Raw genomic sequence first — 23,640 nt, 5'->3', positions numbered from 1 at the left:
ACCGGATGACATTCCCTTCATCCGGTTTTATTTAATTTGAAGCGGGACAAGCATGCCAGGCCATGATTAAAAATAGGGATGGAATGCTGCTATATCAATGCATATGTTTTGCATAGGCAGCTCAAGAAAAGTTTGAATTCAAAGTTTAAATGATTTACCATGCAATTTTGAATACAGGCAATGTTGCTTTCCCGTATGTTATAATGAAGGACATAAATGTGAAATAGATTTTAGTTTGGAAAGGTTTTGAAGGAATGGCTGGATATACTCCGATGATACAGCAATATTTAAAAATTAAGGCAGAGTATCAGGATGCCTTTTTATTTTTTCGTTTAGGTGATTTTTATGAAATGTTTTTTGACGATGCACTGAATGCATCACAAGAGCTCGAAATCACATTAACTAGCCGAGAAGGCGGTAGTGAAGAGCGAATTCCGATGTGCGGCATTCCGTATCACTCGGCTGCTAATTATATTGATATATTGATAGAAAAAGGTTTTAAAGTAGCGATCTGTGAACAAACCGAAGATCCGAAGCAAGCCAAAGGTGTGGTACGCAGGGAAGTTGTCCAGCTGATTACTCCGGGAACGAAAATGGATAGTAAGGGTCTACGTGAAAAGGAAAATAATTATATAGCCACCATCACTCATTTCCCGGATGGTCAGTTTGGCTTTGGATACAATGATTTATCGACAGGGGAAAATAAGGTAACGTTGATTGAGAGTTTCGAGGAAGTCCTGAATGAATTTGCCATCCTTGGTGCGAGTGAAGTGGTCATTGCCGAGGATTTCAATGAAGAATGGAAAAAAAGGCTGCAAGAGCGGGGGGCTGCCGCTCTATCGCTAGAGAATAATTTGGTTCAAAGCGAGTCATTCGTTGCATTGCTTCATCTGTTGAAAGACCAGAAACTAGCGACAACGACCTCACGTTTATTGAATTATCTTTACCGTACCCAAAAACGAAGCCTGGATCATTTACAGCCAGTGCTTGCATATGAAACTTCACAATATATGAAAATTGATTATTATAGCAAACGCAATTTGGAATTAACTGAAACCATCCGTTCCAAAGGTAAAAAAGGCTCATTATTATGGCTGCTTGATGAAACGAAAACAGCCATGGGCGGAAGGATGTTGAAACAATGGATTGATAGACCGCTCATTAATAAAAAACAGATCGAGCGGAGACAAAGCCTTGTTGAAACCCTGAAAAATCAATACTTTGAACGGCAGGACTTACGTGAACGACTGAAGGAAGTGTACGACTTGGAGCGGCTTGCCGGAAGGGTGGCCTTCGGGAATGTTAACGCTCGGGACTTGATTCAACTGAAACGTTCATTGCAACAGGTGCCGATCATTCGTGAAATCGTGAAGTCAATGGCTTCCAATCAGGATATTTCAATTTTGGCCGATAAATTGGATCCTTGCGAAGAAGTGACGGATTTGCTTGAAACGGCGCTTGTAGAAAACCCGCCATTGTCCGTGAAGGAAGGGAATATCATTCAGGATGGTTTCCATAAGGAGCTGGATACATACAGGGATGCCAGCAGAAACGGGAAAACTTGGATTGCGCAGCTTGAACGCGAAGAGCGGGAACGTACCGGGATCAAATCATTGAAAATCGGATATAATCGTGTATTTGGCTATTACATTGAGGTCACACGAGCCAATTTGCATCTTCTTGAAGAAGGCCGGTATGAACGGAAGCAGACCTTGACGAATGCCGAACGTTATATCACACCTGAATTGAAAGAAAAGGAAGCTTTGATTTTACAAGCAGAAGAAAAAAGCATCAGCTTGGAGTATGACCTATTCCTCAATCTTCGTGAAGAGGTCAAAAGCTATATCCCGCGCTTACAGGATTTAGCGAAAGGCGTCAGTGAACTGGATGTCCTGCAGTGCTTTGCAACGATTAGCGAAGAACGCCATTATGTGAAGCCAGTCTTTTCTGATGATCGAAGAATCGTACTGAAGGAAGGCAGGCATCCAGTGGTCGAGAAAGTCCTCCAATCACAGGAGTATGTCCCCAATGACTGCTTTATGGATGGAGACAGGGAATTACTTTTGATCACAGGGCCCAATATGTCGGGTAAAAGTACGTATATGCGTCAAATTGCACTAACATCGATTCTAGCGCAAATTGGATGCTTCGTATCCGCAAGTTTAGCTGAATTGCCTATTTTTGATAAGGTGTTTACTAGGATTGGCGCGGCAGATGATTTGATTTCCGGTCAAAGTACATTCATGGTCGAGATGCTCGAAGCAAGAAATGCCATCATGAATGCGACAGATAACAGTTTGATATTATTTGATGAAATAGGGCGGGGGACATCAACTTATGATGGGATGGCGCTTGCACAGGCCATCATTGAATATATTCATGAGGAAATTGGGGCAAAGACTCTATTTTCGACCCATTATCACGAATTGACTGTTTTGGCGGCGGAACTGCCAAAATTGAAAAATATTCATGTCAGTGCCATTGAGCAAAATGGAAATGTCGTTTTCCTTCATAAAATTAAAGAAGGGCCAGCAGATAAAAGCTATGGAATCCATGTGGCTAAGCTAGCTGATTTACCGGAGCAGTTAATAGATCGGGCTGCCGCTATTTTAGCGCAGCTGGAAAATGAAAATGGACAGGAAAAGGCGATGCCTGAACAGCCTGCTGCTGTAGAAGCACCTCTTGTCGAAGCTGCCCCGGTAACATCCGTCAATGAGGCACAGCTTTCCTTCTTTGGGGAAGAGGCTCCTAAAGAAAGAGTGAATTCTTCACCTAAGGAAAAAAAGGTGCTGGATGACATAAAAGCACTGGATATCCTTGAAATGACGCCGCTTGAGGCAATGAATACCCTTTATAAATTACAAAAGAAACTTAAATGAGAATTAAAGCGAGGCGATAAAAATGGGAAAAATCATACAGCTTGATGAGGCTTTATCTAATAAAATCGCAGCTGGCGAAGTTGTTGAACGCCCAGCCTCAGTCGTTAAGGAACTTGTAGAAAACGCAATAGATGCAAACAGTACCATTATAGAGATTGAATTGGTGGAAGCTGGACTTGGTTCAATCCGGATCGTGGATAATGGCGATGGGATTTTGGCTGACGACATAGAAGCGGCATTTAAACGCCATGCCACAAGTAAAATAAAAGATGAAAATGATCTTTTCCGAATTCGGACACTTGGCTTTCGCGGCGAAGCAATGCCCAGCATTGCTTCAGTTTCCCGTTTTGAAATGAAAAGCAGCACAGGCGAAGGTGTGGGAACGCGCATACTTCTTGAAGGCGGCATGGTTAAAGAACTCGAGGCTTCATCAAGCCGAAAAGGAACGGATATCCTGGTTTCCGACTTGTTTTTCAATACTCCTGCTAGGTTGAAATATATGAAAACCATTCATACAGAGCTAGGAAATATCACGGATGTCGCTAACAGGCTCGCACTCTCGCATCCGGATGTTTCTATACGGTTATCACACAACGAGAAGCGGATCCTGCATACGAATGGTAACGGTGATGTCAGGCAGGTGCTAGCCGCAATCTATGGTACGAATATTGCCAAAAAGATGATTCCGATACAGGCAAGCTCCTTGGATTTCAAGTTATCAGGATATATCGTTATGCCTGAGGTCACCCGGGCTTCAAGGAATTATATTTCAACCATGATAAATGGCCGCTTCATTAAAAACTATGCGCTCGTGAAAGCAATCCTGGATGGGTACCATACACTTCTTCCAATTGGACGTTTTCCAATTGCTTTGTTGAATATTGAAATGGATCCCATTCTTGTCGATGTCAATGTACATCCATCTAAAATGGAGGTAAGGCTCAGCAAGGAACAGGAACTGTACAGTCTTGTATCGGAAACGATCAAATCTTCGTTTAAAAAGATGACTCTAATACCAAGTGGATATACACCAACACCAAAGGCGGAGCAGGTGAAAAGTGAGCAAACTGCACTGGAATTGGACCATGTTGTGGAAAACGGCAAGCGGGTCCTTGAAGAAGCCAAGAAAGAAGCTTCACTCTTGAAGGATACCTTGATTCGGGAAAAGCAGGAACAAAAGAGTTTCGTGGATCATCATGAAGATTTCAATCTTGAACCAATAAAGGAAATAATCTATAGCAATGAACAGCAGCAAATGGCAGATGCCTATATTCCGGTCTTGCAAGATGAAGAAAGCAAACCAAATTACGAGTCAGCTGAAAAGTATACAACCTACACTGTCGAACAAGAGGAAGAAATAGAGGAGAATGAACCGGATAGCCGCATCCCTCCCATGTACCCAATTGGGCAAATGCATGGTACCTATATTTTCGCCCAAAACGAAAAAGGTTTGTACATCATAGACCAACATGCTGCACAAGAACGGATCAAATACGAATATTTTAAAGAAAAGGTCGGACGTGTGGAAAACGAGCTGCAGGATATGCTGGTTCCCATCACACTTGAATTTTCAACAGACCAATGTATCAGGATAAATGAATATCGGCATGAATTGGAAAAAGTCGGAGTCTATTTAGAAGAGTTTGGCTATAATGCCTATATTGTCCGATCGCATCCACAATGGTTCCCTAAAGGAATTGAACAGGAAATCCTTGAAGAAATGATAGAACAATTGCTATCGATGAAAAAGGTCGACATCAAAAAACTGCGTGAAGAAGCAGCCATCATGATGAGCTGTAAAGCCTCAATAAAGGCAAACCGTCATCTGCGCAATGATGAAATCCAAGCACTATTGGATGAACTAAGGCGGACAACCGATCCCTTCACATGCCCTCATGGAAGACCTATCATCATCTCTTATTCCATTTATGAAATGGAGAAAATGTTCAAGAGGATCATGTAATGAAAAGCAATGGAGTGCCTTATGTAATAGGGTTCTCCATTGCTTTTTTAGTAATTGACCATGCTCTTGTGTCCTACATTAGTATCATTAATCTCGACGAGGAAGCGACGTTGATTGCTAACATTCCATAACTGATGGAACCAGGCGACGAATACTTGTTAAAATGGTTTCTGGATATAATGCAGAAGAAAATTTGCACACAGAAGGATTGATTACGAAAACAACGATAATCAAAAACTAAATTTCCGCCGAAGTAATTTAAAGAACCGAACAACACTTTGATATTTGAAATCCTTTAAAAGAATAATCTGTTTCTATAGTGGAGTTGAGAATCTTTTATATTATAGGAAGAAACTCGGTAGAATATATAATGATTGTATAATGAAAAATGGTATCCAAGTGTGTATGGATTTTAAAATACCCTTACACTAGATTGGCTGACCACCATAATGAAAGATGTTGCGAAAGTAAATGAGTGTGGCTTTTTAAAAAGTTCATGTAAATTAAAAGCAATGGAGAATCCTGATGTAATGGGGTTCTCCATTGCCTTTTTCGATTCTGATTTCTTAGACGCCATCCATGAAGGGGGAATAGGACTTGGATGGGGTTATTTAAGTTCCCATTACTTATCATCAATAATAATAATATGGGGGAGTGGGCTGGAATTGATAGTTGTATGCCGGGGCAGTATACATTTGGTTATCATAGTGATTATTATATTGGGGATATTGCTGCATGTCTTCTTCGGACGCTCGATGGCAGTTTGCTGGAGGACCGATGAATGTTGAGGGTTGAACCGGTGCAATTGCTTTTTTCCATTGGTTTTCATCCAGGCAATACGTATGTGCCATAATATTTGCAGGTGTCAATTTCAAGATATCCGAACCGAGGATCACCTCAGGTGTTGGTGCATTAAAAATGGCCAGCAGGTGAGTATTATCTGTATTAGCCACTTCATAATGCCACCAACCTTGGGGAACGTTGGCTACTTGGCCAGGTTTAATGGGGTAATTTTGTATTTGCTTAGTAAAAGGATTCAGTAATGAAACGGTTGCCGCTCCAGAAATGCAAAACACTAGCTCTGCAGCATTTTGGTGATAATGCGGCTCTACGACATTGTTTGAACTAAGGTAAATATCTAATAAAGAAACATTTTCGAGTGTGTTCAATTGTTTGATACCTAATACATTTATATAGTTTTGATTGTCTTTTTTCATCAAATTGCTTTTATTAACATCAAAAAAGAATTGTGTGGATGGTGAAGTATAGTCCATATAGGAGACCATGAATTTATCATTCCTTTTTTTAAGACTTGATTTTTCAGGATATGTCAGACCTCATTTTAATGTGCAATAACCCAGTGGGTTATTTGCTTATGGAGCTGATGATACTGTCATTGAATAATGATAGGCCGTGTTTCCGTGTAACGTATAGCTGTGGTTATTATATCAAAATTATTTTATATATTTTAAAAACGAAAACTACTAAACTGAATTTTTAATATAATCAAACTTTTAATAAGCAGAATTTTCCCATTGCGTGACTTTAAATTACAGTGATATAATGTTCTCTGTGATTTTAAAGTTTAACATAGGAAGTGGCTAAATTGTCGAACAATTCAAAAGAGAGTAAATTCGTCCCTTACGTCTCTGCATCTAAATCTCTGCCGGAATTGACTGCAACTGCAATCATTCTAGGGGTCATTCTTGCAATCGTATTCGGGGCGGCAAATGCATACTTAGGCCTACTTATTGGTTTAACTGTCTCTGCTTCAATACCCGCAGCGGTAATTTCAATGGCTATCTTAAGAGGGGTTTTTCGCAGGGATTCAATATTAGAAAACAATATTGTGCAAACGATGACCACGGCAGGTGAGGCTATTGGTGCCGGTGCTGTATTTACCATACCAGCATTATTCATGTGGGACATGGACGTGAGTCAAGCATTCATCATTTTCGTTGTATTAACTGGGGGATTTTTAGGGGTCTTCATGATGGTTCCCCTTCGCCAGCTTTTGATTGTAAGGGAACATGAAACATTACCATATCCTGAAGGTACGGCATGTGCCGAGGTACTGAAGTCAGGAGAAAAGGGTGGTACAAGCGCGAAACTTATCGGAGCCGGTTTGGTTATCGGCGGTGTCGTTAAAGGGCTTGGTGATGGGTTTAAGCTTTTCAAGACAGAGGTTGAAACAGGAATCACGAATTTTAAAAATGCAGTGGTTGGTCTTGATGCCTTTCCTTCCCTTTTGGGTGTAGGTTATATTATTGGACCGCGTGTTGCAGGACAAATGCTAGGTGGGGGTTTATTAGCCTGGGTCGTTCTAATACCGGCCATCAGCTTTTTTGGAGGAAGCAATGGAACAGCCATTTTCCCTTCTGATGTACCGATCGGTGAATTGGATGCATGGGGAATTTGGGATAATTATATACGCTATATTGGTGCTGGTGCCGTTGCAACTGGCGGATTGATCACATTGATCAAAACCTTACCAATACTTTTCAGTTCAGTTTTTGATACTCTTAAAGGCGTAAAAGCCAATAAAGGGCAACTAAAATCAGGTTCGATCCGTACAGAACAAGACATGCCGGCTAAATATGTTTGGCTGGGAACGATCATCGTAATTTTAATCATTGCTTTCACACCTATAACAGATGTAGGAATCATCGGTGCGATCGCAATTGCGATTTTTGGGTTTTTATTCGTGACAGTGGCTTCAAGGGTTGTTGGAATCGTCGGAAGTTCTTCTTCCCCTGTTTCTGGAATGACGATAGCTACACTGTTGATTGTGGCCATTGTTTATAAAGCTACTGGTTTTACTGGTACGGCTGGAATGGTAGCCGCTTTAACCGTCGCTGCAATCATTTGTACAGCACTTGCGGTTTCAGGTGATGTTTCTCAAGATTTAAAAACAGGATATATCGTCGGCGGAACACCATGGAAACAACAAGTTGCCATGATGATCGGTGTTGTGGCTTCCGCTTCCGTCATTGGTTTTATCCTGGTTCTGATGGATAATGCATATACGATGGGATCTGCAGAACTTCCTGCACCTAAAGCGGCACTAATGAAAATACTTGCTGAAGGTGTTCTAGGTGGGGATTTGCCTTGGACCCTCATCTTTATCGGTGCAGCTATTTCCATCACATTAGAATTTTTCGGTCTGAATTCACTTGTTGTTGCTGTCGGAATTTACTTGCCGGTTCATACTAGTGTCCCAATCATGATCGGTGGATTTATTCGATTCTTTGTTGAATTCTTCTCGAAAACAAAAGAAGCGCTTAAAGCACGGGTTGATAGAGGTGTATTATTTGCCTCTGGTTTGATAGCGGGTGAATCATTGATTGGTGTTCTTATTGCCATATTGATCGCAGCTGGTGTCCAGGTTCCGGCTGCGGCTAAATTAGCCAGCAATTTGCTGCCATTCCTACTATTCCTTGCTCTAGCTGGATTGCTATGGTTCGTATCCAGCAAAGGGAAAAAAGAAGATGCTTCGTAAACGCCAATCAAAAAAGAGGAACCTGTTAACCATGGTTCCCCTTTTGGAAAAACGCGTCACTATGTTACAAGAATCTTCGGAAGCAACTTTTTTGGTCATTCAAAGGACCAATTTTGTGGAACGAATTACTATTCGATTCTTTAAACAACCATCAGTCCGTAAAATCAAGCTTGATAAGTTTGGGGCATATGCCATTGAACAGATGCAGTTCCAAAAGAATGTCAATCAGATTTCTGAAGCGATGAGTGAACATTTTGGTGAGGAAGCAGAACCAGCCATACCGCGGTTGATGAAATTTCTAGAAATTCTTGAGGCTCATGATTGGATCATATGGAATGATGAAGAAGAATAATGAAAAAAGCTGAAGCTCTTTTTGATGCTTCAGCTTTTTTCTGTTTTTAATTTGGTAAAACAAAAGTTTAAGACATCCTAATAATCTATCCTCACGAAAATGAACTATGAGTATAATTATTTGTAATAGCTTTATAGATATTGTATTCTTGTACTGGTAGTCATGAGTAATAAAGAAGTGATATTCAATTTTGAAAAGCAGGTGGGTTATTATGGGAAGAGTACAAGGTAAAGTAGCATTAGTGACAGGTGGAGCTTCGGGTATCGGGTTATCCATATCCACACTGATGGCTAAAGAAGGCGCAAAAGTCGTGATTGCTGATTTTAACGAAGCAGGAGCAAAAGAAGCTGCCGAAAACATTAAAAAACAAGGTGGGGAAGCGGCGGGAGTATTCTTGGATGCTGGACAAGCAGATTCTATCCAGGCAGCAGTCGGCTTTACCATTGAACAATATGGTACGGTTACGGTACTTGTTAATAATGTGGGTTTAACGAACTTGCATAAAGATCTGGATGTCGTCAATTTAGATTTGGAAGAATGGGACCGACTTATGGATGTGAATTTAAAAAGCGTCCTCTTGGGAAGCAGGTTTGTTATTCCTCACATGATTAAAGCGGGAGGGGGATCGATAATCAATACGGCCTCCATGGCTGGGTTTACAGGTGACTCCGTACGATCTGCATATGGTGCGTCCAAAGCGGGGGTAGTGAATTTGACCCGTTATATCGCTGCACAGTATGGTAAAGATCATATTCGTTGTAATGGGGTGGCACCTGGCCTTATTTTAACTCCTGCAGCGAAAAATAATATGCCTCCTGCCGTACTTGATATTTTTGCCAAATTTAATGCATTGCCCTATCATGGTGAAGCGGATGATATCGGTTATACCGTTCTATTCCTTGCATCTGACGAGTCCAAATTCATTACGGGTCAGACGATCCAAGTGGAAGGCGGTCATTATATAGCCAACCCAAGCATCTCCGATTTTAATGATTATATAACTAAAGCAAAGTCCAATTAATTGTCTGGACATTCTTAGATCAAAACCTTACCCTGGATAAGATCAACCTTATCCGGGGTTTTTAGTTAGGAGGCCCTATATTTTAAAAAACATGAAGCAGGTGAATATAACAATGGGAGAAACGAAATATGATGAAATGCTGAACATCAGGACGGCAGGTGAACAAAAAAATTTCAATGATTCTTTGCATTATCACCGCTATGAACCTACGCCATACAGTGCATTGGAATATTTGTTCAAACATTATGCACTGAAAAGAAATGATCGCATTGTGGATTTTGGATGCGGTAAAGGTCGCTTGAATTTTTTTATCCATCACTTATATCAATCATCTGTAGTTGGCGTGGAGATGAATCGGAATTTCTATAAAGAAGCAATCGATAATCTGAATGACTACATGAAGAAAAGGAAAAATAACAATGGCAATATAGAATTCCACTGCTGTTTGGCAGAAGAATATGATATTGATACGAAAGACAATCGTTTTTATTTCTTTAATCCGTTCTCGGTACAAATTTTCATGAAAATCATCAATAACATTTTGCATTCCTTTGAAAAAGAACCGCGCCAAATCGAACTTATATTATTTTATCCATCACAGGATTATATTTTCTTCCTCGAAAATCAAACCGTTTTCGAGCTGAAAAACGAAGTGATGTTACCTGGCTTGACTGAATCTAATCCTTTTGAGAAATTCGTCATATACGAATTGTTGAATTGAATGGATACTCGTTTTTTGGTGATATTCAAGTAAATATTAAAAGCCCCCAAACAATCATTGGTGCTTGGGGGCAATGAGTGAAGCCTTAATAAGGCATCCGTCTTCTTTTATTTATTAATAATCAATAGTTCCGCTCGATGACAAAGTGTGCACGATCACCTCTAAAGAGAGTTTTAGAGAATTCAATGACCGATCCGTCATTTTCATATGTGTAAGTTTCCAAGGAAAAACAAGGTGAGCCGTTCGGAACATCCAATTTGTCAGAAATAGAATCGTCGGCAAGTGAAAACTCCAAGTGCTCGACGGTTTTTTTTACTTTTAAATTGAATTGTGTCTCAAGTACTTTAAAGAGTGATTTCTCACAGGCTTCGATATTAAGCCCGGGTGTTTTATACCAAGGGAGAAAGGCAATCTCATATTGGAGGGGGATGTCGTTTACGTAACGTATCCGTTCCAGTTTGTTTACGGGGTCTCCAATATTTTGTTTGAATAGCTTGGCAAGGGTAGCGTTAGCTTCAATCACCTTTAAGCTAATGACCTTTGTAGAAGGGTTTTTACCTTGCATCGTGACTTGCTCAGAGAATTTTTCAACCGTGCTTGAAAGAAATTGCTTCACTTTATTCTCCGAAACGAAAGTCCCTTTGCCTTGAACACGGTAGATGTAGCCTTCGACGTTCAATTGCTGTAAGGCCGTACGAACTGTTGTCCTGCTTACTCCGTATATTTTACAAAATTCAGCCTCGGTCGGTAATTTTGTATTTGGTTGATATTCGCCATTTTTTATGAGATCGATAATCGATTCCTTGACTATGGAATGCAATGCCGCTTCTTTATTCATGGTCTCCACAGTGATTCCTCCTATGTTCATTCCCAATCTATACATCTAGATTATATCGGATAAGTGCAATAATCAACTTTAAATCTAAAATTTGTAGTAACAAATTAAAAATTGTGTTGATATTTTTTAGATTTGTAACTACAATGTATCTATAGGGTAATAATACCCATTTCATATAGCTTTCAAGGGAAGTGATAAAACAAAGCAACAAGCAAGCACCATGGATCATTACAAAAATGCGGTTTAGTCTTACTTGAAAATACTGAATAATCAATCATTAAAAGGGGGGTAATTTCAATGAATATCTTATTATGTTGTTCTGCGGGAATGTCTACTAGTTTATTAGTTACCAAGATGGAGGAAAGCGCTAAAAAACAAGGGATAGAATGTCGTATATGGGCTGTGGGTTCTACAGAAGTGAACAATGAAATAGATAAGGCCGATGTAATTTTATTAGGCCCGCAGGTTAGATATCTTCTATCCAAGTTACAGGAAGCGGGGAAAGAAAAGGGTATTCCAGTCGCAACCATCAATCCAATGTTCTATGGACTATGTAATGGTGAAGAAGTACTGAAACAAGCCACTACTTTAATAAAAGGAGAATAAGGATATGATGACTTTTATTGATAAGTATATTATGCCTGGGGCGGTAAAGGTAGGAAACAACCGGCATTTGCTTGCGATTCGTGACACATTGATCGGAATGATAGCGATTACAATGATTGGGTCATTCGCCGTCCTGTTTAATAATCTCGGGCAAGTCATCAAGCCTTATGGAAGAATGATGGAGGCCATCTTCGGTCCTGCATGGAATACGCTGGGCGGTGATATTTGGTTTGGAACCTTTGCATTCATGACTGTATTCGCAGTATTCGGCATCGCTTATAAATTGGCACGATCATACGGGGACGATGGTTTTGAAGCGATGCTGGTTTCCGCAGCCTGTTTCTTCTTATTATTGCCTCAAATCGGAAATGTCACTTTAACCATCGATGATAAGGATGTAACAGGCGGTGCATGGGGTTTTGTAAGCGTTAACTATTTTAATGCTACAGCCCTGTTTACAGGAATTGTCGTTGCCTTGATTGCCACTGAAATTTTTGTGAGACTTTCACGGGTGAAATATTTAGTCATCAAGCTGCCCGATGGAGTACCCCCTGCGGTAGCCCGTTCATTTGCAAAGTTAGTGCCGGGTATGGCGACGATCTTTATCGCTGGTGTCTTCGGACTGCTATTCCGTAAAGTTACGGATGGGCAGATATTGAATGACTGGCTTAGTAAAGTGATTGTATCTCCATTACAAAGTGCAGTAGATTCATTGCCATTCGCTATTTTACTAGTATTTCTTGTTCATTTATTATGGATGATCGGTTTGCATGGTCCCAATATCCTTGGCGGGATCACGACACCGCTTTTTGAAAGTTCGGGAGTGAAAAATATCGATTTATATGCAAAAGGCATCAAAGACATGGATCAATACGGGGTATTGGCGGGTTCTTTCCTGGATGCATTTGTTTATTTAGGCGGATCTGGTGCAACTTTGGGCCTTATCATTGCAATGATCATTGCCGGTCGGAAACGGTATAAACAGATGATTGCACTCGGGGGGGCACCAGGAGTGTTCCAGATTAACGAACCCATTCTTTTCGGATTGCCTATCGTTCTGAATCCAATGTGGTTCATCCCATTTGTTCTCGGCCCGGTAATTACAACGGTGATTTCTTATATCGCGGTAAGCAGCGGAATGGTTTTCCCGATCGTCGCCAAGATTCCATGGGTTACCCCTCCGATTGTGGGGGGATTCCTGGCCACAGGCGGGCATATGTCCGGAGCGGTCTTGGCTGCAATCAACTTAGTCATTTCAACAGCCATTTATTTACCATTCGTTTATGCACAAGTGAAGATAGACTCCAAAAATAAAACAGAGCTTACAAAAGATTCAGAAACGCTAAGCGTCTAAGAAAGAAGTGATGAAAATGGAAAAAGAAGAATTATATCAACTATCCTTCCAATTGATTTTATATAGCGGGAATGCAAGAAGCTTTGCAATGGAAGCGATGCAGGAAGCAAAGAAAAGGAATTTTGATACTGCTCGCGTGAAAATAGCCGAGGCCGAAACGGAATTGCTGCAGGCCCATAAATACCAAACCCAATTAATCCATGCTGAGGCTGGCGGGGACCATTTTGATCTTCCCATTATCCTTGTGCATGCACAAGATCATTTAATGACAGCGATGACTATAAAGGATCTTGCAATTGAAATGATTGATCTACGCGAAGAATTCTTACATGCAGATGCTGTAAAGGAGAGGACTGCTGAATGAGCAAGGGGTTGAAAATTGTCACGATTGGCGGAGGTTCGAGCTATACGCCTGAACTGATTGAAGGCTTCATCAAATATCATGAAAAACTTCCTGTAAGTGAAATTTGGCTCGTGGACATCGAAGCGGGAAAGGAAAAGCTTGAAATTGTCGGGAATTTGGCAAAAAGGATGATCGAAAAGGCTGGTGTGGATATTGAAGTCCATCTCACGCTAGACAGAAAGGAAGCGCTTAAAGGCGCTGATTATGTAACGACCCAGCTGCGGGTTGGCCAGCTCGCAGCAAGGGCGCTTGATGAAAAGATTCCATTGAAACACAGAGTGATAGGACAGGAGACGAACGGACCAGGCGGGCTTTTCAAGGCTTTTAGAACGATTCCCGTCATTCTGGATATCGCTCATGAAATGGAGGAGCTATGTCCGGAAGCATGGCTGATTAACTTCACGAATCCTGCAGGAATGGTAACGGAAGCAGTTCTGCGCCACAGTAATATTTCCAAAATCATCGGCCTTTGCAATGTGCCGATAGGTATGGAACGAGGGGTTGCGGATTTAATGGATGTAGAGCCATCGAGAGTCCGGATCGACTTTGCTGGCTTGAACCATATGGTTTACGGCCTGGATGTATTCATTGATGGCGAGAGTGTCAAAGAACAAATCATCCAATTGATTACAGATCCATCTAATGCTGTCACGATGAAGAATATCCATGCAATGGGCTGGGAACCGGAATTCCTAAGAGCGTTAAACCTGTTTCCGTGTCCATACCATAACTACTATTATAAAACGGGAGATGTGCTAGCCCAAGAATTGAAGGATGCAGAAAAAGGGGAAACACGTGCAGAGGTCGTCCAAAGACTTGAAACAGATTTATTCGAGCTATACAAAGACAAGGATCTGGCTATCAAGCCGCCGCAGCTTGAAGAGCGCGGCGGTGCGTACTACAGTGATGCTGCTGTGCGGTTGATTTGCTCGATGCATACTGATAATCGAGATATTCAAGCGGTAAATACCGTAAACCATGGAGCGATTGAAGGCATCCCCTATGGCTCGGCGATTGAAACCAGTTGCGTGATAACTAAGGATGGTCCCAAGCCAATCAATGTGGGTGAGCTCCCTGTTGCAGTCCGAGGTTTAATTCAGCAAATCAAATCCTTTGAAAGGGTTGCCATCGAAGCTGCTATTACAGGGGACTATGATACTGCTTTGCTTGCCATGACAATCAATCCACTCGTTCCAAGTGATCGGGTTGCAAAACTTATCTTAGATGAAATGCTGGAGGCACATAAAGATTATTTGCCGCAGTTTTTTGAAAAAAAGGAGTTGCAGGATAATTTATCATGATTGAAGTCCTTGTAAATGCAGATGATTTCGGGTTAACTAAAGCGGTGAATTATGGGATTTTGGATAGCCACAAATATGGAATTGTCAATTCAACAACGATCATGATGAATGCGAAAGCAACGGAGCATGCAATTGAAATCGCAAAGAAGACACCTTCGTTGAAGGTAGGTATACACTTAGTGCTGACTTGGGGTAAACCTTTATTGAGTGATGTTCCTAGTTTAGTTGACGAATCAGGTTTCTTTAAAAAGCAAGGATCGATATATGGGGATCCTGACGGTATTTCCTTGAGGGAATTGGAGAGGGAGTGGTCAGCACAAATCGAAAGATTCTTGGAATTTGGTTTATATCCGACTCATTTCGACAGCCATCATCATGTACACGGGATCACAGCATTTCTACCTGTAATAAAAAAGCTGTCTGATAAATATGGATTGCCAGTGCGTAATGCCGGAAAGCACCTGGCTGGAATTCAAACCGTTACAGATGTATTCCTTGATGATTTTTATGGAGATATGGTCGTTGAAGATTATTTTCAAAACCTGAAGGGGAGGGTAACGGATGGGGCGAGCGTGGAGATCATGACACATCCTGCTTATATGGATGAAGAATTGATGGAAGTCTCCTCTTATAATGATAAACGCTTGAAAGAAACCCGGATTTTGACGAATGCAAAATTACCTGAGGGATTTTCCCTTAGATTCAACATCAACCAAGTTAAGATTTGATTTCTTTAACTGCAAAAAAGGACCATTCATCCAATGATGAATGGTCCTTTTACATTCAATGAGAGCTATATCTAAAAATTAATAAGCCAAGCTGAATAGGGCTTTGATGTGTGATAGATAGCGAACATTACTTGCTTCTTTCATCAATGTAGCCGGCAGGCCTTTAAGGGAAGTGTTATTGGCCCCAACGGTTGCCACCGCATCCTTACGGCCCAGGCTTGCAAGTGTACCTGAGTTTACAGGTGAAAATTCTTCAAGTTTCTTGCCTTCAAAGGCTGCATAAAGGTTGTATCCGACTAGCTCACCCATTTGCCAAGCATTTTGTGCAGTAGGGGCGTATGGACGGCCGCCTTCTGGAGGGAACGCAACGGCACTGTCCCCGACAACGAATACGTCAGGATGGGATTTGGATTGCAAAAACTCATTTACGGTCGCTTTGCCGCGATCCACTTCAAGACCTGACTCGCCTACGATAGGAAGAGCCGCAACTCCGCCTGTCCATACAAGCGTATTGGCCGTTATCGTTTGTCCATCTTTCAATTCGATTTGATTTCCTTTAACACCCGTTACAGGCAGACCTGTCAAGAATTCAACGCCGCGTGCTTCCAAGCTTGTCATCGCACGTTCGATCAAGTGGTCAGGAAGGACCGGAAGGATTTTTGGACCAGCTTCTACAAGCTTGATTTTCAAGTCCTTGAAGTCCACTCCGAATTTTTTGGCGATTTTAGGGAAATGGTCCACGATTTCACCGATTAACTCGACGCCCGTCAATCCGCCGCCGCCGATCACGATGGTTGCGTCCGCTTCATTATTCGTTTGTGCATATTCACGGATGCGATCTTCGATATGTTTATAAATCTTGTTTGCATCGTTTACGGATTTCAGGACCATGCTGTTTTCCTCAAGTCCCGGAATGCCGAAGAATCCTGTTTGGCTTCCTAAAGCAACAACCAGGGCATCATAAGATAAAGTGGAACCATTGGCAAGTTTCACTTCTTTGTTATCGACGGAGAAAGACTCCACTTTGGAAATGATAAGGTCGATATCTTTTCCTTTGAAAAGCTTTTCCAACGGAATGGAAACGGCTTGTTCAGAAATGGATCCGCCTGCAAGACGGTGCAATTCAGTGATGATTTGGTGTGTTGGAAATTGGTTCACCACTGTAACCTGTACTTCATCTTTTTTGTAATATTCACGTACGGATAAGGCAGATAGTAATCCAGCGTAACCTGCACCTAAGATGACGATTTGTTTTGACATAGTTAATCCCCCGTCCTTACTGATTGAAAGTTTTCAAATTATTTTTGGTTTTTATGTTCTGAAGAGACTTCAAGAAAAGCTTGGGCGAAACGGAAAAGTTTTTGTGCTTGAGGGTCTTTCAACATTCTTAACAGACCAAAAAGACCGATCACGTCATGATTCACTTCAGCACGATCCTTGGCTTCGATGGCAGTAGCCGCAAGCCCTTTCACTGAATGGACTACAGGTGTCGCGATCTCTGAAATGGCGCTGACCGTATCATTTTTCAAAACATCATCAGTCGCAACCGATTGAGCGAAATCATAAGACTTTGTTAAAATATTCACTAACTCAGTCAGTTTTGGTAACTGCTCAACCAAAGTGCTCAATGATTCCTGTACCTCGGGCTTTAAAAGCTGATCAAGGATATCCAATTGTTCTGGGTTTGCAGAAATATTAATTGTTTCATGTTCAGGTTTTGAGACTACATCTACCATATCTAATTCCCCTTTAAACTTAATTATTTTGTTTTATGTGTTTTCCGCCGATACTACTAATCATACGACTCTAACCTCTTAATTTCAAATATTTCTTTTGTGATACGAATATAATTTTTATAGTTATTATTAACAGTTATTAGGTGGGTTTTGTGATTTCTCTTAATATTCCAAAAAAATATAAAGATTATTCTGGATATAATTCCTTAAATACAGGAACATTCTAAAAGATTAAGACCGGGATTCACCTTATTTCCTATAATAATAGGGGGGAATATCGCCGGCTTTCGGCAGAATATATAGACATCTTTTGTTTTGAATATATGTTTGGTTTGCTATAATGTCCCTAATCTTTGAAGAGGCCATGCCTGAATGCGACGCAGGAATATTTTATCTGATTTAGGGTAAAGAATATTATCGGAATTGGAGATGATGCCCTTGGTAGAACGCAGGATATTAAAGATCCGTGGTGAGAATATCGAAATATCCTCCAGATATAATGAAAAATATAGTAAATGGAATTGTACAGCCAAAATTCCCAATAGTTCCATCATTGCTTATTGTCGTGATAAGAATAGGCTTCGTGCTGAGACAGTTTCTATGAGCAGGTTATTAATTACTTATGATGACTATAAAATTGTCTGAGATGTATTGGGATCATTCATAAATAGGAGAAAGGCGCATAACCTAGAAGATGATGGTTTTGTGCCTTTTTTTATTTTCATCATCTTTTCCCTATATATCTTCGAAAATGGAGATATATCTTCGAAAACTTCTGATTAATCTACGAATTATACAATTTATCGATTTTTCGACAAAAACTCTATATAAAAAAGCTATTTTCTTATTGAAATGCAACGAAATTGTCAAAAAAAATATCAGAAAATACTGATAAGGATAGTAAAATTATGTTAATATATTTAAAAAAAGTATTATTTTCTAAGTAATGTTTTTCAAGAATCTCCATAAATGGAGTGTAGGGCCTGACCTTTTTATAAACAGCAATGAGCAGGCATACAGAATAAGATTATCAATTGATTTTGCTACAATAAACTGAAATGGAGTGATAGAATGGTTAATATTACAGGATATGGAAAAGTGACACAAGAAGCAGTGAATAATTTTCAGGAATTTGTGGGTTTTGAAATCCCTGCAGATTATAAAGAATTTCTCCTTACGCATAATGGCGGTACAACTACGGTACAAAACAGTAAGTTTTATGTAGATGGATTAGACACGCTCGTTTGCTTAAATCTACTTTATGGATTAGAGCTTCAAGATAAAGAACTTGATTTACGGAAATGGCATGAAGAAAATAGGGAAGACTTACATAAGAATTGCATTATAATAGGTAATGATACATGTGCAGGTAAAATCTTGCTGATAGATAACGAAGAGGAAAAGGGAGTTTATTTCTGGGATCAGGGTTGGTATTCGGATCCATCAAGTCAGGATGAAAATATTTATAAAGTTGCATCGAGTTTTAAATCATTCATTGAGGGATTGAAAATCCCGGAAGAAATCTAATTTTATTTGAATCCCCTTGATTGGTCATACCATTCAAGGTTTTTTATTTTCATTTCAATAGCTGGATTGATAGGAAGGATTGTCATGTTAATGAGGAGAAAAGGAAGTATAAAATATTATTGGTTGAAGACGATTTCAAAATAGCGGGAATCTTGGTCAATTATTTAAAAAGGTACGGGTATGAGGTATTTGAAGTGAAGCAAATGGACCAAGTCTTTGCGGAGTTCCAAGAGGTAAAGCCAGATTTTGTTTTATTGGATATTAATCTGCCCTATTATAATGGTTTTCATTGGTGTCGGCTAATACGGACGGTCTCAAAGGTTCCCATCATATTCATCTCTGCAAGGACAGATGAGATGAATCAAGTCATGGCCATTGAATATGGGGGAGATGATTATTTAACAAAACCGTTTCATTTGGAAGTGGTACTAGCGAAAATAAAGAGCGTCCTACGCAGGGGGTATGGTGAATATGCGGAAATATCCTATAAAGGAAATGGATGGATTAACGCTTTATACGGAAAAAGCGATGATCGGCTGTTTCAAGAAATAACGGCTGATGTGCCTTTAAAAGAAAAGGTAAGAGTAAGAGGGTATGAAATTAGAGATTGGGAAGAATCAATGGAAACATCCAGTAAAATCGAAAAAATGTCTAATGATCCAGCCCATGATCAATTGCAAACAAGAGCTCCGATTTATCAAGAAATGAAACAGGGAAGCATTTTGATCCTTTTTATCGGCTTGTTTGTCAGTTTATTATTCTTTATCGTCCAAGGAAGCATGTTGTATCTGCGAGTTTTTACGAGTTTAGAAGATAAGAAAATCCAAATTCATGCCCTTCATCGGTTGGGACTGACAAAAAAGAAATACGGCAAATTTTAAGTGCGGAAATACGCATCCTCTTTTTCGCTCCTTTTCTGATAGGGATGATTCATGCCATCATCGCCTACGTGGCATTAAGCAATTTATTGGGATCCAACTTGTTCGTTTATTCTGCTATGGTCATCGGAATGTATTTTCTTTTTCAACTGCTATATTATCAAGTAACAAAAAAGATGTATGAGCGGGCAGTCATCAATTCGATTAAATAAAAGCTATCATATGTAAATGGAATCAGGGGTCAGGCCCTGATTCCATTTTTATTTTCCTGGATGATGAACTAGTTAATATGAACTATTGAAAGAGAAATGATTCACTATTTCCGCACAACTTAATATAAAATATGTGTATTATGGTGTAATTTTACAGACAATACCTCTAGATTCTTGTAATATTTTCATATAAAGGGTAAAATTATTTATTTGAAGAGGAAATGCCAAACCCAACATCGTCAATTTTCCCCTTTTTCTTACAAATAATTATATTAATTTAATTATTGGGAATGAATGATTAATTGGAAAAGATATTAGTTGATTCAATGCAGATAAAATATGAAAAAGTTATATGATCGAAAATTAGTGGGTAATCTGTTAATTACTTGATAAAATATAGTATTATATACCTGGAATTATAGAGATTATTAGATTTTTTTCTATTTCTTTGTCACTTTATATAGTAAACTCAGAATAGGTTCGTTAACTTTTAGCTGCTAGAGATGAGGTAAGTTTTAATCCTATGAAAAATAAAAAGTTAAGGGCATTTCTTTATTTGACCATTCTTTTATTGATTGTTTTCATTCTTCTAAATATGTTTTCAACATATTTAAGCATTAAAAATTCTGTGCAAAAATCCGTTGCTAATCAAAACTTGGTAGCTGCTAGATCTATTGCCGACTCGATGGATATAGAGGCGTATCAGCGATTTCTCAATAACCCAGTAAAAAGCCGGGATTATTGGGATATAAAAGCTTACTTAGAGGATGCCCGTGAAAAAATAGGAGCATTATATGTTTATACGATCATGATTGATAATCCGGAAGTATCTAAGGCAATGATTACTGGATTTTCTAAGGATCATAAAGGGGATTTTCCTATCGGTGGTGTATGTACTGTTCCGCCGGAGCAGGTTAAAAAGGGGTATGAAGGCAAAAACTTCATTACCGGGATTCTAGAAGACCCGGAATATGGTGAGTATTTGACTGTTGGAGTGCCGATGAAAAATCAAGCTGGCGATATAATTGGTTTTTTGGGCATTGATGTGAGCGCAGAAGATATTAATGCCATTAACGGCAAGGTATTGAAAAGCAGCATTGCCATTCTTGTGTATAATGGTGGATTTGTTATCATGCTGCTGGTTACCTTTTTTGTCATTCAAAGATGGTATCAAAAGGAACTGACACGTGAAGTGGGGGATACCGAAGATACGTATCAATCGGAATTTCAATCACTCATTGCTTCAGTCCGCTCATTAAGGCATGATTTTTCCAATCATATTCAGGTGATACATGGGCTGCTTAAATTAGAGGAGAACGCAAAGGCACTCGAATACTTAACCGGTCTTTCAAAAGAAGTGCATTCAATTGAATCGATGAAATTGGATGTGACTCACCCGGGCTTATCTGTTCTGTTAGAGACAAAAAGGCTCTCGGCCCAGAATTATAACATCGATATTGATGTTGATGTTTCATCCGAATCTTTCAATCGAATTAAAACAATCGATTTGATTAAATTGCTATCAAATGTTATCGACAATGCGATTGAGGCAACAATTGAATTGCCAGAGCAAGAACGCCGGATGAATATTGCCTGCAAAGCTGATGATGAAAAGTATACATTTATGGTCACGAACACCGGACCAAAGATTTCGGAATTAGATTTGGAGAATATATTCGCCAGCGGATTTTCAACCAAAAAGGCACAAAAGGGCAAAGTTCGCGGACAAGGATTGTTCATCGTTAAAGACTTAGTGAACAGATACGATGGAGAGATTCATGTACAATCCTCAGAAAAAGAAACGACCGTTACGATGATCATACCCGTAAATGGAAAAATTGGCTAAATTGATCTAAAGGAAATACAATGGAAAAAAGGCATGATTCCTTAAATGCAGAAGGAATCATGTTTTTTTACGATTCTATTAAATGGATTATAGCCCTTCTGGCAGGGGAAGGAGCAATGGGGCCGTGAGCCTCAAATGCATCGGCATTTTACACTCTGACATTCTAAGTGATATAAAGATGTCGGTTGTTACGGGGGAAAGTTGAATAAAAGTACCTGAATTGGACATAATGGGTAGATGTTTAGCTGCTTTCATCGAGATTATGATAAGATAGGGAAAAAATCAATTAAGGCAGTGAGATTGTGAAACAACAAAAAGGAAAACTTCTCGTTATCATTGGACCGACTGCTGTTGGGAAGACAAAGATGAGCATTGAGATGGCAAAGTTATTTAATGGTGAAATTATTAGCGGAGACTCCATGCAGGTGTATAAGGGGATGGATATTGGGACTGCAAAAATCAAGAGGGAAGAAACAGAGGGTATTCCTCATTATTTACTTGATATTAAAGACCCTGATGAACCATTTAGTGCGGCGGAGTTCCAGGAACGGGCTAATGCTTGTATCGAGGAGATCCAAAGCAGGGGGAAACTTCCCATTATCGTCGGCGGAACAGGATTATACATACAATCGGTCATATATGATTATCAATTTTCGGAGGCGCCATCCGATCCTGTTTATAGGGAGGGACTCGAAAAACAGGTTAGGGAGTTAGGAATTGATCCCATTTTCGAACAATTACGCAGCGTTGATCCGGAAAGCGCGAATCGGATTCATCCTAATAATGTAAGAAGGGTGATAAGGGCACTAGAAATTTTTCATTGTACTGGTAAAACAATGAGTGAGCAGTTGACTGAACAGCCTACAGAATTGAAATATGATACGTGCATCATTGGATTGACTATGGAGCGGGAAAAGTTATATCAACGCATCGATCAGCGTGTTGATGGCATGGTGGAAGAAGGGCTGATTAAAGAGGTAGAGTCATTTTATGAAAAAGGTTTGAGGGATTGCCAATCAATCCAGGCTATAGGCTATAAAGAAATCTATGATTTTTTTGATGGAAGGGCTTCATTGGATGAAGCAGTTGAGACATTAAAGCAAAACTCCCGTCGATATGCAAAAAGGCAATTGACCTGGTTTCGGAATAAAATGGATGTAATTTGGTTTGATATGACCGATCTCGAAGGTTTTCCAAAAAAAATACATGAAATATCTGGATTTATAGCAGGAAAGCTTTTCAGTGAAGGCGAATACATAAATTTAGAGAGAAAAGAGGAGGACTAATACATGAAACAATCAGTAAATATTCAAGATCAGTTTCTTAATCAATTACGTAAAGATGGTACGTATGTGACGGTATTTTTATTAAACGGTTTCCAGATTAGAGGACAAGTGAAAGGGTTCGATAATTTTACCGTTTTATTTGAATCAGAGGGCAAACAACAATTAGTCTATAAACATGCGATCTCTACATTTGCTCCACAACGTAATGTTCAGATTGATTACGAAGTGAAGGAATAATCATATAAATGAATGTAAAAAACAGGTTTAGCTAATAGCGACCTGTTTTTTTTTTTTTTGCATGCACTTCTCCGTTCTTTTTCAAAGAATCGATAATTTTACCAACCTGATTTGAATATATATTAAGGAACGGATTATTTTCCGGGAAACCGCAGGAAATGACATTACCCCTAATAAAATGGTGAAAGGGAATGGAGTTTGTCAAAATGAATCCTTCGAAGAAAAAATCCTGTCAGAATAAGTCGCTTACAAG

20 protein-coding genes and 1 pseudogene are annotated in these 23,640 nt (G+C 39.7%); 17 read left to right on the top strand and 4 right to left on the bottom strand.

Annotation, left to right across the window (positions count from 1 at the left end; all coding sequences use genetic code 11):
* Window positions 1-254: 254 nt before the first annotated feature.
* Genes mutS through ACQKNS_RS04295 form a run of 3 tightly spaced genes read left to right on the top strand, consistent with a single transcriptional unit; the run spans window position 255 to window position 4,973 of the window.
* Window positions 255-2,879 carry a DNA mismatch repair protein MutS gene (gene mutS, locus ACQKNS_RS04305; RefSeq protein ID WP_427641360.1) on the top strand — a complete coding sequence of 875 codons (2,625 nt, stop codon included), beginning with the start codon at window positions 255-257 and terminating at the stop codon, window positions 2,877-2,879.
* A 22-nt stretch (window positions 2,880-2,901) separates the two neighbouring features.
* Window positions 2,902-4,842, top strand: a complete 1,941-nt coding sequence (gene mutL / locus ACQKNS_RS04300; RefSeq protein ID WP_427641358.1) for a DNA mismatch repair endonuclease MutL — start codon at window positions 2,902-2,904, stop codon at window positions 4,840-4,842.
* Entirely contained in the window at window positions 4,842-4,973 is a 132-nt protein-coding gene (locus tag ACQKNS_RS04295) for a hypothetical protein (RefSeq protein WP_427641357.1), read from the top strand. Before mutL ends, ACQKNS_RS04295 begins: the two co-directional genes overlap by 1 nt.
* A gap of 501 nt (window positions 4,974-5,474) precedes the next feature.
* On the opposite strand, the gene ACQKNS_RS04290 is transcribed toward ACQKNS_RS04295, so the two are convergent.
* A complete protein-coding gene (locus tag ACQKNS_RS04290) occupies window positions 5,475-6,128 on the bottom strand; it encodes a cupin domain-containing protein (protein WP_427641356.1) in 654 nt (217 codons plus the stop codon).
* A 320-nt stretch (window positions 6,129-6,448) separates the two neighbouring features.
* On the opposite strand from ACQKNS_RS04290, the gene ACQKNS_RS04285 reads away from it, so the two are divergent.
* From ACQKNS_RS04285 to ACQKNS_RS04270, 4 genes are all read left to right on the top strand, one after another.
* The gene (locus ACQKNS_RS04285) at window positions 6,449-8,341 is read left to right on the top strand and encodes an OPT family oligopeptide transporter (RefSeq protein WP_427641355.1); all 1,893 of its coding nucleotides are present in this window, start codon (window positions 6,449-6,451) and stop codon (window positions 8,339-8,341) included.
* A complete protein-coding gene (locus tag ACQKNS_RS04280) occupies window positions 8,331-8,693 on the top strand; it encodes a PqqD family protein (RefSeq protein WP_427641354.1) in 363 nt (120 codons plus the stop codon). Before ACQKNS_RS04285 ends, ACQKNS_RS04280 begins: the two co-directional genes overlap by 11 nt.
* Before the next feature lie 211 nt (window positions 8,694-8,904).
* Window positions 8,905-9,714 (top strand): SDR family NAD(P)-dependent oxidoreductase, encoded by an 810-nt coding sequence (locus ACQKNS_RS04275; RefSeq protein WP_427641353.1) that lies wholly within the window; start codon window positions 8,905-8,907, stop codon window positions 9,712-9,714.
* A gap of 112 nt (window positions 9,715-9,826) precedes the next feature.
* On the top strand, window positions 9,827-10,435 hold the full coding sequence (locus tag ACQKNS_RS04270) for a methyltransferase (RefSeq protein WP_427641351.1): 609 nt from the start codon (window positions 9,827-9,829) through the stop codon (window positions 10,433-10,435).
* Window positions 10,436-10,556: 121 nt separating this feature from the next.
* Here the strand turns inward: ACQKNS_RS04270 and ACQKNS_RS04265 are convergent, their stop codons facing one another.
* The gene (locus ACQKNS_RS04265; protein WP_427642128.1) at window positions 10,557-11,273 is read right to left on the bottom strand and encodes a GntR family transcriptional regulator; all 717 of its coding nucleotides are present in this window, start codon (window positions 11,271-11,273) and stop codon (window positions 10,557-10,559) included.
* A gap of 297 nt (window positions 11,274-11,570) precedes the next feature.
* On the opposite strand from ACQKNS_RS04265, the gene ACQKNS_RS04260 reads away from it, so the two are divergent.
* Genes ACQKNS_RS04260 through chbG form a run of 5 tightly spaced genes read left to right on the top strand, consistent with a single transcriptional unit; the run spans window position 11,571 to window position 15,665 of the window.
* Window positions 11,571-11,879, top strand: a complete 309-nt coding sequence (locus ACQKNS_RS04260) for a PTS sugar transporter subunit IIB (RefSeq protein WP_076366378.1) — start codon at window positions 11,571-11,573, stop codon at window positions 11,877-11,879.
* A gap of 4 nt (window positions 11,880-11,883) precedes the next feature.
* Window positions 11,884-13,233 (top strand): PTS sugar transporter subunit IIC, encoded by a 1,350-nt coding sequence (locus ACQKNS_RS04255; RefSeq protein WP_427641349.1) that lies wholly within the window; start codon window positions 11,884-11,886, stop codon window positions 13,231-13,233.
* A gap of 16 nt (window positions 13,234-13,249) precedes the next feature.
* Entirely contained in the window at window positions 13,250-13,597 is a 348-nt protein-coding gene (locus tag ACQKNS_RS04250; protein ID WP_427641348.1) for a PTS lactose/cellobiose transporter subunit IIA, read from the top strand.
* Window positions 13,594-14,937 (top strand): 6-phospho-beta-glucosidase, encoded by a 1,344-nt coding sequence (locus ACQKNS_RS04245; protein ID WP_427641347.1) that lies wholly within the window; start codon window positions 13,594-13,596, stop codon window positions 14,935-14,937. The genes ACQKNS_RS04250 and ACQKNS_RS04245 overlap by 4 nt, the downstream gene beginning before the upstream one ends.
* Window positions 14,934-15,665 (top strand): chitin disaccharide deacetylase, encoded by a 732-nt coding sequence (gene chbG, locus ACQKNS_RS04240; RefSeq protein ID WP_427641346.1) that lies wholly within the window; start codon window positions 14,934-14,936, stop codon window positions 15,663-15,665. Before ACQKNS_RS04245 ends, chbG begins: the two co-directional genes overlap by 4 nt.
* Window positions 15,666-15,743: 78 nt before the next feature.
* Here the strand turns inward: chbG and ACQKNS_RS04235 are convergent, their stop codons facing one another.
* Entirely contained in the window at window positions 15,744-16,925 is a 1,182-nt protein-coding gene (locus tag ACQKNS_RS04235; RefSeq protein WP_427641345.1) for an NAD(P)/FAD-dependent oxidoreductase, read from the bottom strand.
* Between the two features lie 38 nt (window positions 16,926-16,963).
* Entirely contained in the window at window positions 16,964-17,401 is a 438-nt protein-coding gene (locus ACQKNS_RS04230) for a DUF1641 domain-containing protein (RefSeq protein ID WP_427641344.1), read from the bottom strand.
* Window positions 17,402-18,472: 1,071 nt separating this feature from the next.
* Here ACQKNS_RS04230 and ACQKNS_RS04225 point away from each other — a divergent pair.
* From ACQKNS_RS04225 to hfq, 5 genes and pseudogenes are all read left to right on the top strand, one after another.
* Window positions 18,473-18,928 (top strand): SMI1/KNR4 family protein, encoded by a 456-nt coding sequence (locus ACQKNS_RS04225; RefSeq protein ID WP_427641343.1) that lies wholly within the window; start codon window positions 18,473-18,475, stop codon window positions 18,926-18,928.
* Window positions 18,929-19,041: 113 nt separating this feature from the next.
* Window positions 19,042-19,443 (top strand): annotated as a pseudogene (locus tag ACQKNS_RS04220) (response regulator transcription factor); the annotation flags it as partial.
* Window positions 19,444-20,541: 1,098 nt separating this feature from the next.
* The gene (locus ACQKNS_RS04215; protein WP_427641342.1) at window positions 20,542-21,864 is read left to right on the top strand and encodes a sensor histidine kinase; all 1,323 of its coding nucleotides are present in this window, start codon (window positions 20,542-20,544) and stop codon (window positions 21,862-21,864) included.
* A 365-nt stretch (window positions 21,865-22,229) separates the two neighbouring features.
* On the top strand, window positions 22,230-23,150 hold the full coding sequence (gene miaA / locus ACQKNS_RS04210; RefSeq protein ID WP_427642127.1) for a tRNA (adenosine(37)-N6)-dimethylallyltransferase MiaA: 921 nt from the start codon (window positions 22,230-22,232) through the stop codon (window positions 23,148-23,150).
* Window positions 23,151-23,153: 3 nt separating this feature from the next.
* On the top strand, window positions 23,154-23,387 hold the full coding sequence (hfq, locus tag ACQKNS_RS04205; protein WP_034313436.1) for an RNA chaperone Hfq: 234 nt from the start codon (window positions 23,154-23,156) through the stop codon (window positions 23,385-23,387).
* Window positions 23,388-23,640 lie beyond the last annotated feature (253 nt).

The sequence above is a fragment of the Peribacillus sp. NPDC094092 genome (assembly GCF_050279365.1).
Classification (GTDB): Bacteria; Bacillota; Bacilli; order Bacillales; family DSM-1321; genus Peribacillus.
The sequence above is the reverse complement of the archived record's forward strand: the minus strand, read 5'-3'. Positions and strand labels throughout refer to the sequence as shown.

Coding starts and splice junctions, on each gene's coding strand:
- ACQKNS_RS04215 (WP_427641342.1), top strand. CDS start 20,542: ATGAAAAATAAAAAGTTAAGGGCATTTCTTTATTTGACCATTCTTTTA.
- mutL (WP_427641358.1), top strand. CDS start 2,902: ATGGGAAAAATCATACAGCTTGATGAGGCTTTATCTAATAAAATCGCA.
- ACQKNS_RS04245 (WP_427641347.1), top strand. CDS start 13,594: ATGAGCAAGGGGTTGAAAATTGTCACGATTGGCGGAGGTTCGAGCTAT.
- ACQKNS_RS04295 (WP_427641357.1), top strand. CDS start 4,842: ATGAAAAGCAATGGAGTGCCTTATGTAATAGGGTTCTCCATTGCTTTT.
- miaA (WP_427642127.1), top strand. CDS start 22,230: ATGAGCATTGAGATGGCAAAGTTATTTAATGGTGAAATTATTAGCGGA.
- mutS (WP_427641360.1), top strand. CDS start 255: ATGGCTGGATATACTCCGATGATACAGCAATATTTAAAAATTAAGGCA.
- ACQKNS_RS04230 (WP_427641344.1), bottom strand. CDS start 17,401: ATGGTAGATGTAGTCTCAAAACCTGAACATGAAACAATTAATATTTCT.
- ACQKNS_RS04270 (WP_427641351.1), top strand. CDS start 9,827: ATGGGAGAAACGAAATATGATGAAATGCTGAACATCAGGACGGCAGGT.
- ACQKNS_RS04275 (WP_427641353.1), top strand. CDS start 8,905: ATGGGAAGAGTACAAGGTAAAGTAGCATTAGTGACAGGTGGAGCTTCG.
- ACQKNS_RS04290 (WP_427641356.1), bottom strand. CDS start 6,128: ATGGTCTCCTATATGGACTATACTTCACCATCCACACAATTCTTTTTT.
- hfq (WP_034313436.1), top strand. CDS start 23,154: ATGAAACAATCAGTAAATATTCAAGATCAGTTTCTTAATCAATTACGT.
- ACQKNS_RS04255 (WP_427641349.1), top strand. CDS start 11,884: ATGATGACTTTTATTGATAAGTATATTATGCCTGGGGCGGTAAAGGTA.
- ACQKNS_RS04235 (WP_427641345.1), bottom strand. CDS start 16,925: ATGTCAAAACAAATCGTCATCTTAGGTGCAGGTTACGCTGGATTACTA.
- ACQKNS_RS04280 (WP_427641354.1), top strand. CDS start 8,331: ATGCTTCGTAAACGCCAATCAAAAAAGAGGAACCTGTTAACCATGGTT.
- ACQKNS_RS04265 (WP_427642128.1), bottom strand. CDS start 11,273: ATGAATAAAGAAGCGGCATTGCATTCCATAGTCAAGGAATCGATTATC.
- ACQKNS_RS04225 (WP_427641343.1), top strand. CDS start 18,473: ATGGTTAATATTACAGGATATGGAAAAGTGACACAAGAAGCAGTGAAT.
- chbG (WP_427641346.1), top strand. CDS start 14,934: ATGATTGAAGTCCTTGTAAATGCAGATGATTTCGGGTTAACTAAAGCG.
- ACQKNS_RS04250 (WP_427641348.1), top strand. CDS start 13,250: ATGGAAAAAGAAGAATTATATCAACTATCCTTCCAATTGATTTTATAT.
- ACQKNS_RS04260 (WP_076366378.1), top strand. CDS start 11,571: ATGAATATCTTATTATGTTGTTCTGCGGGAATGTCTACTAGTTTATTA.